The sequence below is a fragment of the Paenibacillus sp. OK076 genome (assembly GCF_900110055.1).
GTDB lineage: Bacteria > Bacillota > Bacilli > Paenibacillales > Paenibacillaceae > Paenibacillus.
The window spans coordinates 135,549-148,644 of sequence record NZ_FOCH01000007.1 but is presented as its reverse complement, the minus strand read 5'-3'; the positions used below and the strand labels follow the sequence as shown (position 1 = coordinate 148,644).

The 13,096-nt window shown below is 45.9% G+C and carries 11 protein-coding genes; 7 read left to right on the top strand and 4 right to left on the bottom strand.

Features of this window, described 5'->3' with window-relative positions:
* Window positions 1–254 precede the first annotated feature (254 nt).
* The gene (gene ilvA, locus BMY78_RS30020) at window positions 255–1,547 is read left to right on the top strand and encodes a threonine ammonia-lyase IlvA (protein ID WP_090904885.1); all 1,293 of its coding nucleotides are present in this window, start codon (window positions 255–257) and stop codon (window positions 1,545–1,547) included.
* Window positions 1,547–2,149 (top strand): GNAT family N-acetyltransferase, encoded by a 603-nt coding sequence (locus BMY78_RS30015; RefSeq protein WP_090904883.1) that lies wholly within the window; start codon window positions 1,547–1,549, stop codon window positions 2,147–2,149. Before ilvA ends, BMY78_RS30015 begins: the two co-directional genes overlap by 1 nt.
* A 132-nt stretch (window positions 2,150–2,281) precedes the next feature.
* Here BMY78_RS30015 and BMY78_RS30010 read toward each other — a convergent pair whose 3' ends face one another.
* Complete coding sequence (locus BMY78_RS30010) at window positions 2,282–3,247, bottom strand: hypothetical protein (RefSeq protein ID WP_090904881.1); 966 nt, start codon at window positions 3,245–3,247, stop codon at window positions 2,282–2,284.
* A 287-nt stretch (window positions 3,248–3,534) separates the two neighbouring features.
* Between BMY78_RS30010 and BMY78_RS30005 the strand changes: the two genes are divergently transcribed.
* On the top strand, window positions 3,535–6,696 hold the full coding sequence (locus BMY78_RS30005; RefSeq protein ID WP_177185923.1) for a copper amine oxidase N-terminal domain-containing protein: 3,162 nt from the start codon (window positions 3,535–3,537) through the stop codon (window positions 6,694–6,696).
* 437 nt (window positions 6,697–7,133) lie between these two features.
* On the top strand, window positions 7,134–8,051 hold the full coding sequence (locus BMY78_RS30000; protein ID WP_090904878.1) for an AraC family transcriptional regulator: 918 nt from the start codon (window positions 7,134–7,136) through the stop codon (window positions 8,049–8,051).
* Between the two features lie 335 nt (window positions 8,052–8,386).
* Here BMY78_RS30000 and BMY78_RS29995 read toward each other — a convergent pair whose 3' ends face one another.
* On the bottom strand, window positions 8,387–9,229 hold the full coding sequence (locus BMY78_RS29995) for a DUF1129 family protein (RefSeq protein ID WP_090904877.1): 843 nt from the start codon (window positions 9,227–9,229) through the stop codon (window positions 8,387–8,389).
* A gap of 413 nt (window positions 9,230–9,642) precedes the next feature.
* Here BMY78_RS29995 and BMY78_RS29990 point away from each other — a divergent pair, with 413 nt between their 5' ends.
* The 3 genes from BMY78_RS29990 (at window position 9,643) to BMY78_RS29980 (ending at window position 11,915) form a co-directional block, all read left to right on the top strand.
* On the top strand, window positions 9,643–9,879 hold the full coding sequence (locus BMY78_RS29990) for a hypothetical protein (protein ID WP_090904876.1): 237 nt from the start codon (window positions 9,643–9,645) through the stop codon (window positions 9,877–9,879).
* A gap of 239 nt (window positions 9,880–10,118) precedes the next feature.
* On the top strand, window positions 10,119–10,949 hold the full coding sequence (locus tag BMY78_RS29985) for an alpha/beta hydrolase (RefSeq protein ID WP_090904875.1): 831 nt from the start codon (window positions 10,119–10,121) through the stop codon (window positions 10,947–10,949).
* Between the two features lie 180 nt (window positions 10,950–11,129).
* Window positions 11,130–11,915, top strand: coding sequence for a DODA-type extradiol aromatic ring-opening family dioxygenase (locus BMY78_RS29980; protein WP_090904874.1), 786 nt, complete (start codon window positions 11,130–11,132; stop codon window positions 11,913–11,915).
* Between the two features lie 178 nt (window positions 11,916–12,093).
* Here BMY78_RS29980 and BMY78_RS29975 read toward each other — a convergent pair whose 3' ends face one another.
* Entirely contained in the window at window positions 12,094–12,306 is a 213-nt protein-coding gene (locus BMY78_RS29975) for a hypothetical protein (RefSeq protein WP_076291601.1), read from the bottom strand.
* Window positions 12,307–12,464: 158 nt separating this feature from the next.
* Window positions 12,465–13,004 carry a DoxX family protein gene (locus BMY78_RS29970; RefSeq protein WP_090904873.1) on the bottom strand — a complete coding sequence of 180 codons (540 nt, stop codon included), beginning with the start codon at window positions 13,002–13,004 and terminating at the stop codon, window positions 12,465–12,467.
* Between the last annotated feature and the right edge of the window lie 92 nt (window positions 13,005–13,096).

The window sequence follows — 13,096 nt, the reverse complement described above, 5'->3', positions numbered from 1 at the left end:
AGGAACCGAGCAGCATGCTACTCGTGCAATTTCAATGATCCACTTTTTAATGAATCAGAGCGACGCTATGCCTTGTCCTAAAGTATGGAATAATCTATAATCAAGTAATTGATAATGATTTTCAATTAGATACGGTTTGTTTGCGAATGGTAAATGATGCGAGCTCAGGCGCAAGAACAGTGCAAAAGTGATACAATAAAAAGAAAAAGCAATGCTTGCATTGCCAACCAAGATAAGCGGAGTGTGGATAAGAGATGAAACCAGTGGAACAAGAACCAACGGGAACTGCCAATCCCGGCCGTACCGGTGTTGGCATGGAAGATATCGTGCGCGCACATCATGTGCTGCGTGAAGTCATTGTAAGAACGCCATTGCAGCGGGATGCTGTATTGTCGGCCAAATATAACTGTAATGTGTATCTTAAACGGGAAGACCTGCAGGTGGTACGTTCGTTTAAAATTCGTGGAGCTTACAACATGATTCGTAGTCTGACTCCTGCTGAACTGGAGAAAGGCATTGTCTGCGCGAGCGCGGGTAACCATGCGCAGGGAGTTGCTTTTTCCTGTAACGCGCTTAGCATCCACGGCAAAATTTTTATGCCGAGCACAACTCCTAACCAGAAGGTGAAACAGGTACGTCGATTTGGTGGAGATAATGTTGAAGTGGTGCTGACAGGTGATACGTATGATGATGCTTATGAAGAAGCTATGCGTGCGTGTAATGAACAGGGCATGACGTTTATCCATCCGTTCGATCAGCCGAAGATCATTGCGGGTAATGGTACGGTAGCGATGGAAATCATGGAGAGTCTGGATGAAAAAGCGGATTATGTATTCGTCACAATCGGTGGTGGCGGTCTGGCTGCTGGTGTTGGAACCTACATGAAGACGGTTAGCCCGGAAACCCGCATCATTGGCGTAGAACCACTTGGCGCGGCTTCCATGAGTGAGGCCATGTTCCGCAAGCAGGTTGTCACGTTGGATAATATTGATAAATTCGTGGATGGTGCTGCGGTGAAACGCGTTGGTGACCTGACCTTCGACATCTGTAGCAGCACGTTGGATGATATTGTGAAGGTGCCTGAAGGCAAAGCCTGTACAACCATTTTGGAGCTATATAATGAAAATGCGATTGTTGTGGAGCCTGCTGGTTCTTTGGCGGTTGCTGCACTCGAGCAGTATCGCGAACAGATTGCGGGCAAGACGGTTGTCTGTGTGATCAGCGGCGGCAACAATGATATCGATCGGATGCAGGAAATCAAGGAACGTTCGTTGATCTATGAAGGTCTGAAATATTATTTCATGGTCAATTTCCCACAACGTGCGGGAGCCTTGCGTGAATTCCTTGTGGAAGTATTGGGACCCAATGACGACATTGCCCGTTTTGAATATACGAAGAAGCATGATAAGGAAAATGGACCGGCCTTGGTGGGCATCGAGCTGATGTACAAGGAAGATTACCAGCCGCTGATTGAACGTATGAATCGTAAAGGCCTCGCGTATACCGAGCTGAACAAAAATCTCAATCTGTTCAACATGTTAATCTGATGAATCATTCCAATGTGAAGTCGGATCGTAGTGAGGCGCAGCCTTTGTTGAGACCTGCTCGCAAAGAAGATGCGGCACAGGTCATTCCTCTGCTTTATCAGGCGATTGGTGATATTGCCTATGCTTTGGCAGGTGAAGGTGAGCATGAGAAAGCAATGCAGATTTTGCAACAATTTTACGTGCAGGAAGACAATAGGATCAGTTATCGTAATATAACGGTAATGGAGCAGGACGAACAGGTCGCTGGAATCCTGGTAGCGTATGATGGCGGTGAAGCAGATCTTCTGGATCAGCCGATTCTGGATCGGCCTGGTCGGAGTACAGATGAGAAATATACGTTGGTCAAAGAAACCCGTCCCGGGGAGTATTATCTGGATACTTTATCCGTAAGCGAAGCGTATCAGGGGCAGGGCATCGGCAAGGCATTGATGGCTGCTTTTGAGCAGCAGGGAAGGGAACTCGGACACTCCCAGGTGTCCCTCATTGTTGAACGGGACAATGGCCGGGCCTTGATGCTGTACGAACGGCAGGGCTATATCAAGGATGAAGTCATTGTCATTGGTGGACATGAGTATAACCATATGGTCAAGCCAATTCTGTAGTTACTAACTCTGAGTTAGCCTCAAGTAGGAGATTCATTTCATCGATAAAACCAAAAAGAAAACCGACATGGGAGCGAATCCTATGTCGGTTCTTTTGCATTCATTAGGTAGGTGATTAATACCATGAATTATTTAATAGCCGGCATCCGCCCCGGTCGGAACATTCTGTTCCAGCCATTTCTCCACCGCAGCTGTTTTCTCATACTTTGCTTCCTTAACCACATCCATAAAGGCATCCAGCTTGGTGAGAAATTCACTATCCACGGATGCAAGACGCTGCAAGACGCCGTTGTAACCTCTTTGGGCGTTCGCAACCATTTTGTTCGTTTCATAATCAAACAGCGGTGTATTGTTCAGCCCATAAAAGGTATACAGGGTATAACTGTTCAACAGATCCTGTACCTGCTTGGCCCGATTCGATTTCGGATGCAGCTCCAGGAATCTTTCCTGGCTGAGTGCTCGAAGGAGAATTTCCTGGTAACCAATGACCAGAGCTCCGTCATCCGCAGGCAGGTTTTTCGTTTCCTTCGTCATGATATTGATGTAGCTTGAGATATCCTCTGTAATATCAGAGGTATATTTCACGAATGCCGCATAATTCATAATGGGATAGAGGGAGCCTTCGAGCATGACGAGGCGATAGCCGCTGTCACGGGCTTCTTTTAAAAGTACACGCAGATCGGAATCCTGGGTACGCTCCATGAGTTTGGTGAAGCTGTCGTTCGTTTGGTATGCCTTGAGCATCTTGTCCTGAACGTTAGGAACGAGCAAGCGGTCCGTCATGGAGGTTAGGGCCTTCAGACGTGTATTCTCCAATTGAAGGACCATCAGGGTGGCGTGATGCTTTGTTACTTTTTTGATATTGGATTCCAGATAGGTGTCAGCGGCGGGTAAGGCGTTCTTTTTTTTGAGCATGGACTGAAATGTTTTATATATAGCGGTTGAACTGCTGGTGGTTACTTTGGTATCCAGGCTTGAAGGAGCGGCAGTAGCAGCTCCGGATGTAGCTGGGGTTCCTGTAAAGATTGCAGCAATGGTAACGACTGTGATGAAGAATCGCATCCTTTTGCGTTGACCAGATAAATACGATGATGTCATCTGTGTGAACCTCCCGTAATTATAAAGATAATAGGTTGTTATTCACTATACATTAAACGAAATTGGGAAAGATGTTGTTGCGGAATAATGACAAATTCTTCTGTTATTTTTAACCTTTGGAGGGTAGATGGTGCAAGGACATTTCTGCGAAAATATTTTTTGTGGGATTGGAAACTTTTACTCATGTTCATACGTCTTAGATGTGCACAGGAAATTACAGGAATAAATTGAAATTCATCAACGATCACATTTTAACTTAAATATTGAAGAGAATGGGGATATTGGATATGAGAAAAGCGGGAGGACGTCAAGTGAAAAAGGTGATGTCAGCACTGGCCGTATCGGCCATGTTGATGTCTGCACTTCCAACGTCAGTTATGGATGCAGCGGCAAGAATCAGTATTTATATTAACGATGCGGAGTTATCCTCTGCACAGGCTCCTGTGATGAAAGGTGGACGTGTACTGGTTCCATTACGCTCTATTTTCGAAGGCTTGGATGCCACGGTAAAGTACACCAATAAAACCAAAACGATCACGGCGAACCGGGGAGATCAGGAAGTATCGCTGAAACTGGGTTCTAAAACGGCTTACATCAACGGAGAAGCGGTAGCGCTAGATGTACCTGCAAATACCATCAAGGGAAACACAATGGTTCCAATTCGTTTTGTTAGTGAAGCTTTTGGGGAGAAAGTGTTCTGGAATTCCCGCAATCAGCGTGTAGATATCAAAACAACGTCTACTCCTCCTGTGGATGAGACACAATATGCAGCATGGAACATTTACGGTGCTGTGTCAGGAAGCAATGGGGATGGTCGAGATCTGACCGTAAGTTTCACACGTCCGACGTCTGAGAAGGCTGTATCCGCATATCGGATTATGTTGGTAAAAACGCGTGATGTGAACAGTTTCAATGAGTCTGCGGCAACGGCAGTACCATCTAGTAATTACACTTCCATTTCTCCAAATGGCACCGATCCAAGATTGACATTGAATGCTCAGACACGTGACGTGAACGGGGATCTGTTGAATTCAAATGAAACCTATCGATTGTATGTACTTACGGTGGGGAACAGCAACAACAGCTACAAAAATCAGCTGGCCTGGTCTACCCAGTCCATAAAACTAAACAATGTGAAAACGACGGTGCAGCCTGTCACAGGCCTGCGGATCGCAGATATCAGCGACTACGGAGATGGACGTGATCTGGAAATTAACTTCACACAGCCGAGCACCACATCGAATATTACGTATTACCGTGCTTTTGTAGTTAAGGCGAAAGACGCTTCTTCATTCAATCTAACTACGGCCAATAATGTGTCCAGTTCGAATTCAACCATTATTTACAAAGGTAACAGCGCAGCGGTCAAAACCCAGCTCAGTTCCTCGACGCGTGATACATCCGGGGAATTGATCAAAAACGGCACATCTTATGTCGTTTACATTGTATCCGTGAGCTCCAATGCGGCAACAGCAGACAATAAACTGTCCACAGTATCATCTTCACTTACGCTGGGCGTAAACACAGCAACAGCGCCAGTCATCACGCAAGTAAAAGACAATTCGGATTATGGAGACGGTCGTGACATTCAGGTGAGCTTCAACCGTTCATCCGATGAGTCCAAAGTTGCTAATTATCGAATTTTTGTAGTGCGGAACTCGGTATCCAGCAGCTTTAATCTGACTACGGCGAGCAATCTGTCTTCCAGCTTGTACTATAACGTGAACAAAACAGGCAACAACATTACAACAACACTGCCATCCTCCATGAAGGACACAAGTGGTTATAACGTAACGAATCTGCAAGATTATCGAATCTACGTTATGGCTGTAGGCAACCAGCAGAATGGATATACTAATGCGCTGTCTTCGTCGTCAACGCTGTTGAGACTGACAACGAATAGTAATGCTGGAGTCGCAAGTAACATTGGGGTTGCTGATGTGAGTGACTACAACGATGGACGTGACCTGAAAGTTTCGTTTAATAGAGCTTCGGATGAATCTAACGTTTCCGCGTATCGGGTATATGTGGTACGTTCTGCTTATGCAGGCAGCTTCACACTGAGCGCGGCTAATGCATCGAACAATTATTATCAGGTGAGCAAAACGGGTGGAAATCAGTCATTTACTCTTCCGAGCAGCGCGGTAGATACTAATGGATCTCGAATCTCTAATGGTGTTTCTTATCGTGTGTTCGTCCTGTCGGTAAGCAATAGCGGCAATTCCAGCCAGAATGCATTGTCATCTTATTCTTCACAAATTACGCTAGTACAGAACTCGACTGTGGCCGCTCCGACCTACGTGAATGCAGCGGACATCGGAGATAATGGAGACGGTAGTGATTTGCAGGTGACATTTAATAGATCGTCTAATGAGACGAATGTTTATCATTATCGTGTTTTCGCAGTCAAAACGGCGAATTTGGGTGGGTTCGATTTGGCCGAAGCAAATCGGAACTCAAACTATAAGGTTGTAAATAAAGCTAGCGGAAGCGGAAATTATACTTTGACTTTAAAGGATGTAAAAGCAACAGATGGTACAGATATTCGCAATGATGAGAACTATCGTATATTTGTGCTTGCAGTAAGCAATACCAGCAACTCTTCCAATGTGCTGTCCACGGCGTATGCTGATATTAAATTGTCTGTAACAAGTGCCGTTGGAAAAGTTAAAATCACTGATGTAGAAGTTAAAAATGAAGAGCAAGCTGCTGGCGATGCAACGGATGTAACTTTGAGATATACGGAACCAGCTTCAAAAGTAGGGATCAGTCGTTATGTTGTAATGATTGCCCCGACTGGAAGCGGATTTAATCTTAATTTGGCGAAAGCTATTGCAAAAGAAAACAATTCTAACGTGATCAAGTCAGTGGACACGACAGGGGGCTATTCCATACTTCCGAATGCACTGAATGATATCAACGGCCAACCTATTGTACCGGGCAAGTCGTACACGGCTTACATTTTATCAGAATCCTCCGACAGCAAACGTGAATCAAACATAGATTCAGCTACTTTCAGAATTAATGCTAAAAAACAGTCACCAACATCTGTAGAGAAGGTAGCAGATGTGAAGGCAACGGCAACCGATACTTCGATTAGTGTAAGTTTCACCAAGCCTGGCAATGAAACAGGAATTTCTCGTTATGATGTGTACGTTGTTAAAGCTAAGAGTGGTTCAGGTGATACTGGAAAAGCTTTAGAAAGAGTGAATATTGGTAGTAACCCAAGAACAGCAACTGTGAATATTGGAGTTTCCTCCAATGATTCTGACGGTTCAGTTTTTGAAGCGGGAGAATACAAAGTTCTGGTAGTTTCTGTGGCTAGTGATAATACTAAGTATAAAAACAATTCAGAAGTAGCTACATTTCCAATTTCGGTAGCTCCTACGGGTACAGACCAAGGGAGCAACAATACACCAGCACCAGCTGGAGATACACCATCTTCATAATAATAAAGTAAGATTAACGTTAAACAAGGTAAGTAGTTCGTTTTGAGCTCCAGAAGTAGTGGAGGGGACGGAATCGATTCTGAAGAAGCGGTAGCGCTCGCCTTTGTCTCCGAATTTAAACCTTATAGAGGTTGAATCAAAAAAAATTTGGAGACAACAGCGATCGAAAGAACGATCCGTAACCGGAACGGCCACTCCAAGAACCAACAATCTTATCTTTCAGTTATGTTAACACTCAGCCTCCCTTTCCAAATGAGAAGGGGAGTTTTTTTATTTATCATCTTAAAAGTTGTTGTGTCATCGCAGTAGATTTTGTGAATCGTATGTAATCCATTTTAAAAATCCTGTCACCAAAAAGGTTCCTTTGACCGTTGCTGCAACGAGTCAACCGATGGATAATAGGAGGAAGAAGAGCATGATCCGAAAGGAATGATGGAATGCTTGCATTTCGCTTGACCGGCCTGCCAGATTCCCGGTTGCCTCTGTATCTGTATTGTGTGGGAACACAAGAAGAGAAGGTCCAGTTCAGACCGGATGGATTTCCGGTGTATCAGCTTTTTTTGTTACGCAGTGGCAAGGGGGAATTTAAGGTACCAGGTGAAGGAGCGTGGACAGTGTCGGCGGGTGAACTGTTCGTGATGGAACCAGGGGTGGCCCATGAGTATATACCACATTCCAGAACACACGGAGAGCTTGGATATATCGGCATTGGTGGAGAGGCGGCGGGGGCGGTGCTTCGATCGGCAGGACTGCTGCCGATGGGGCAACGGCGTTTGTCCGAATTTGAACACTTCTGGTCAAGATTGACGGACATCTGGCACTCGCTGGACGATGGAATGACTGAAATGTGGAACAGCTCAACGATCATCTACCAGCTTATTCTGGACATGTCCCGTTACATCCTCCCGCTGTATGATGAGACAGAAGAGCGAGAAGCAAGGCGTAGGTCGTTAACACGTTCTGAGCGCGAGTCGGAATCGGCAAATGAAGCATTCACTCGAGCAGTGTCGCTGATGCATACACACTACCAGGATGATCTGCTGCTGAAGCATGTAGCTGAAGCTGTTGGTTATTCAGTGCAGCACCTGAACCGATTATTTCACCAGAGACATGGGGTGACGGGACATCAGTACATGCAGCGATTACGTCTGCACAAGGCATCGGAATGGCTGGACAAGCACCCACGAGCAAGTGTAAGAGAGGCTGCGGAGACGGTTGGTATGGAAGTGAACTACTTTATCCGCATGTATAAGCGAGAATTCGGAGAGACCCCGGGCAAGGAAATCAAACATCGCATTCAGCTCAAAATGGAGAGAGACTCTACGGGTTCTGTGGATCATCTATATGAAGTATGATAAGCCCTTCCTTTCGGGAGGCGGGATCAGCTTCATACGAGCTACTGACTGTATGTAAGGTTACTCATAAGGTGTGGCACATGATCACCTTTACCTCTGATAGATAAAGAGCATTATGAGCTTTTTCTGAACGGTTTGAAAATAAAAATAGCTGTCGAGAATTTCTCAACAGCTGGCCAGGGGCCATTATGGCCCCTTTTTGGACACTCGATAATCTATCTCATCACCGAATGTCGTACTTCAAATGTCGTACTTCATTCGTACTTTAATCTTCGCACACCACATTACTGTACGATATACCCAATGCTACTGCCCCACCAAGGGCATCAGCATCCTTATGCTTTCTTTTGTCCAAAGAGTGGTCTCAACGTAGCCAAGCCCACAATACCGATCACAAGACTTATCCACGGAGCCAGCGTAAATACGGGAAGGCTGTCACGCAGCGGATATCCTACAAATAAGACAAGCACAACGATAACGATATAGATGGCGATCCCACGAAGGTTGATCTGTGGTCTGGCCGTCTTGTCTGCTCCCTGATCATCTGGACGCTCAGCGAGGCGACGAAGCATTTCAACCAGTGCAATACCTCCAACCGCCGCAACGATGAGGGAGAACAGGCTGATATGGCTAAATGGTTCCGTATCTCCACCCGTCCAGCCAATAAATAGCCCAACTGCACCTTGAATCAGCATGACAAAAGACAAAGCTGCCCAAGAGATCATGAAGTACCATTTAGGCGTCCGTTTCACTTGATCCGGAGTCTCCGCGGGTTCCACTTCAACCGCTGCTGTCTTTTTGGCTGAGGTACTGGTTGTTTTATTGGATTTGCTTCCGGAGCTCTTTACAGCCTTACTTGAAGCTCTGGATGAGTCCATATGAATTTCGCCAGCAGTTGCAGCCGGATTATTATCATCTGCTACTCCTAGTTGTGAATAGATATGTTGTTCCAGATTAGGTCCATATAACTCGCGAGCAGGCTTACCGTCACGCTGAGCTTGTACGATGGCTCTTCCAGCCGAGAGAATCCATTCTTCCTGCGTTCTCTCATCGGCAGGTGCTTGGCGCGCAATGGTGCTGATCTGATCAAACAGTTTTACATGCTCCGGTGTCATTTTACTCATTTCGGTCATTTGCCGATTCTGTATTTCTTTCAACTTTTTATAGGAAATCCCCAATGATTGCTCCCCCTGTCTACACACGTTCTGATCCCCGTTGATCTGGAGACCCTGACGGTATTTTAGTATACGGGAAGGGCTCTCGTTTCGCAAAGTCATTCCTTATAAAACAACTGTTTACGATTCGACCATAGCCCTGCACAGGCCAGAATGACACAGGTGCATAACAGCACCAGTTTTCCGTGACTACGAATCCATTCCAAGATGTGTTCCATGAATTCAACCCTTTCGCCAGAAGGAATCAGAGGCAAATGTTGGCTATAATATTTTGCTTAGGTTCTCCGTGATTCGCCATTAATATGCGTAAGTGCTCGTCAAGTTCTAACGATTGTGTGAAGAATGAATAAAGTACAGCCGATTCCACCACAATAGTAGCATTTCCAACAGAAACCAGGGATTGGAGTGTGGCAGGTATGGATCAACAAACGGATAAACTAACAAGGAAGCTGCTGCTGAATAGCAACTCCCGTGGAGTAACGGATGAGGTTGTGCCAATGGAGGAGACGTTGGAGGATGTTGAATATGCGGAAGAGTATACAGATGGAACCTTTCAGTCAGGGAGCTTCTGGGGGAGCTCGAATTCGGTTCATGAACATGAATGGCAGGGTCGAGTGGAGACTCATGAGATGTTCCGTCGCAGTTATGAGTAGTGACTTTAAGTATTAGAAATAATTCGAGTCAGCTGTGGTCAGCTTGGCTCATTTTTTTTGCGAAATTACCGATAAAATGTAGACAAGGTACGTCTGGAAATGGACATTTCCTCACGTTGACTTGAGGTTCACAGGATGATAATATACTAATATCATCTTAATACACATTAAACTTATCGGTTTTATATATAATTAACAAATTGAACATGAGCAGGGAAGAATGGAAAGGGGAAATGGGCATGGAGCGTCAGATCAGTATTCGTCATGGGCAAGAAGAATTAACAGCCACGATTCATTATCCTGTCGTCAAAGACATCAAGGAGGGAAATCACCAACAGCGCGTGCCTCTTGCTATCATCTGCCATGGATTCGTAGGAAGTCGGATCGGTGTAGATCGTCTGTTTGTGAAGACCGCCCGTGAGCTGGCCGAAGATGGGTATTTGGTGCTGCGCTTCGATTATATCGGCTGCGGGGAGAGCAGTGGTGAGTACGGAGCTGAAGGACTGGAATCCATGATTACCCAAACACGTTCTGTGCTGGACTATGCGGTAAACTGCAGTGATGTAGATCCAAGCCGTGTAACGCTGATCGGACATAGTCTGGGTGGAGCTGTTGCGCTGCTGACTGCTGTCCGTGACAAACGGGTCAAGAATCTTGTGATGTGGTCATCTGTGGGATACCCGTTCAATGATATTGTGAAAATTACGGGACGTGATGTGTACGATGAAGGGGTGAAACTTGGGGCTGCTGATTATCTCGGCTACAAGTTTACACCAACATTCTTTGAATCACTGGCTGAACATCAGCCATTCCAGGAAGCCGTTAAATTTAACGGGGATGTGCTGGTGGTGCACGGTACGTCGGATGAGATCATTCCTGTCGATTACGCATTCCTGTATCAAAAGGTATTCTGGATGCGCCAGGAAGGCCGCTGCGACAAGGAGATTATTTTCCAGGGCGATCATACCTTCTCTTCCGGTAAAGAGCGTGAACAGCTGATTACGCGTACGAGAGAATGGCTGGGAGAACGTCAGAAGATTGAACAGGATTGGCAGCACTGGATGATCTAAGAGGGGTTATATAGCAATCTTTATCTTTAAGCTTGAACATTCTATATCCAACATGGATTGTTCTATAAGGCCACATGCGCGTCCAGATTGCATCTGATTGGGATGTTAGCTTGGAAAAGCGCCTTCTTCGGGGTAAAATAGAAGGGTAAGCATCCTATCCGTGTCTGGAGGTTGGCAGCAATGACATTACCCGCACTATTCATTGCGCATGGTTCTCCCGCTCTGGCGGTGGAGAGCAATGATTACACTCACTTTTTGAACCAGCTTGGAGACAGGCTGCCGGCTCCGAAAGCCATTGTTGTATTTACGGCGCATTGGGATCGTCCCGAACCGTCCGTGACAATGGATGATACACATCAGACCTTGCATGATTTTTACGGATTTCCCTCTAATATGTATACAATGAATTACCCCGCGCCTGGTCAGCCAGACCTTGCGAATGAGATCTGCGCTCTGTTCACTCGTAGTAATCTTCCACATCAACCGGTTCGAGGCCGGGGATTGGATCACGGTGTATGGGTACCGCTGTTACACATGTATCCAGAGGCCAATATTCCTGTAATTGCGGTATCTGTCGATTCGCTGCGTTCCCCGCAGGAACAGTATGATATTGGTCGGATGCTGGAGCAGTTGCGTCATGATAATGTGCTGATTATTGGCAGCGGTGGAACCGTTCATAACTTGCGTATGCTTGGCAGTAATGATGAGCCGCAAGACTGGGCAGTGGAATTCGATAACTGGATTGGCGAGCGGCTGGAGCAGTGGAATACGAGAGAGCTGTTTCAATATGACAAAAAAGCGCCCCATGCCCGCACAGCAGTTCCATCTTATGGAACGGAGCACTTTGCGCCTTTGTTCTATGCCATGGGTACGGCCGATATGTCACGATCTGCAAAACGTCTATTCCAGTCGTATCCTTACGGTACGCTCAGTTTGAACTGCTGGCAGTTTGGTGACGGCGCATAACTTGGAACAGACAAGAGGATGTGAACAGGTCCGCGGGTTGTATTTTGCAAAAACACGCAGTTCTTTGACCAGATAGAGCTAGGTTATGAATGAGCTGAACCAAAAAGGTTTCTGCGGCCAGCGTAATGGGCCTCAGGAACCTTTTTCTATAACTTGACCATTCTGCAAATGAGTATATTCACTTCCGAATCTCGAAAAGCTCACATGCTGTACGCGAGTGATATGCCAGTTCACTTACACTGGACTGAACCACAACGGTATTGCTGTCAAAACGGATAATGACGCCACCGGAATCAATCTGGTGATTATCTTTAAAAACACGAACTTTATGCTTCATTTCCATGGCTTCCTGGAAGTCGGCATCGGTCTCAAGACGGCGCTGGGTTGGCATGTCATGTACTCCTTTGATTATAATCGATCGATATGTTCATCATAATACGTGTTTCTGTCGATGGGCAAGTCGGATGACCTAGAAGCATAAATAAAAATACAAAAAAGTCCTGCTCTCCAGGGGGAGGGGAGCAGGACCGGATCATGTCTATTTACGATTTAGGCTGTTTTGTGCGTAGGGTTTATCGTTGGTGTTTCTTTGGGCTGGCTTCCTTTGTTGCGAGTGAACAATCCGCGAAGGTAAGGCATTACCCAACGATCCAGACCAATTTTACCAGCGTTCGCACCTGCAACGACAAGGAAGATTTCCATCAGAACTAATTGAGCATTCGTGCTTACTGTTCCCGAGAAGAGGAACGCGAAGTTCATAACCATTGCCATCAGTGCTGCCAGTGTTGTGAAGCATCCGAGAATGAGACCCAGACCTACAAGGAATTCACCCAGCGGGATGATGAAGTCGAACAGTCCTGCATTTGGTACCGCGAATTTCTCAAGGAAGGTTGCCCACCAAGCTTGCACCGCAGGGTGATCACCAGTTGCTTTTTCTACAGCGCCTGCAAGGAATCCGCCAGCTTCGAATCCACCTGTTAATTTGCCCCAGCCGTGTGTCATCCAGTCGTAACCGATATACACCCGAAGTACTGTCAAAATCCACATTGCCACTTTGTTTTCTCTAAGCCATTGGTTGAAGCTGAACATATAAACCACTCCTTCATGGAATCTAGTGTGTGTTGTTTTTGTTTTTCTAAGTGATCACCTTTGATGTCTTTATTGTATAGTTCAAAAGTCAT

Bases quoted from the DNA above. Each gene is read 5' to 3' on its own strand.
- ilvA (WP_090904885.1), top strand. From the start codon at position 255: ATGAAACCAGTGGAACAAGAACCAACGGGAACTGCCAATCCCGGCCGT.
- BMY78_RS30015 (WP_090904883.1), top strand. From the start codon at position 1,547: ATGAATCATTCCAATGTGAAGTCGGATCGTAGTGAGGCGCAGCCTTTG.
- BMY78_RS30010 (WP_090904881.1), bottom strand. From the start codon at position 3,247: ATGACATCATCGTATTTATCTGGTCAACGCAAAAGGATGCGATTCTTC.
- BMY78_RS30005 (WP_177185923.1), top strand. From the start codon at position 3,535: ATGAGAAAAGCGGGAGGACGTCAAGTGAAAAAGGTGATGTCAGCACTG.
- BMY78_RS30000 (WP_090904878.1), top strand. From the start codon at position 7,134: ATGCTTGCATTTCGCTTGACCGGCCTGCCAGATTCCCGGTTGCCTCTG.
- BMY78_RS29990 (WP_090904876.1), top strand. From the start codon at position 9,643: ATGGATCAACAAACGGATAAACTAACAAGGAAGCTGCTGCTGAATAGC.
- BMY78_RS29985 (WP_090904875.1), top strand. From the start codon at position 10,119: ATGGAGCGTCAGATCAGTATTCGTCATGGGCAAGAAGAATTAACAGCC.
- BMY78_RS29980 (WP_090904874.1), top strand. From the start codon at position 11,130: ATGACATTACCCGCACTATTCATTGCGCATGGTTCTCCCGCTCTGGCG.
- BMY78_RS29975 (WP_076291601.1), bottom strand. From the start codon at position 12,306: ATGCCAACCCAGCGCCGTCTTGAGACCGATGCCGACTTCCAGGAAGCC.
- BMY78_RS29970 (WP_090904873.1), bottom strand. From the start codon at position 13,004: ATGTTCAGCTTCAACCAATGGCTTAGAGAAAACAAAGTGGCAATGTGG.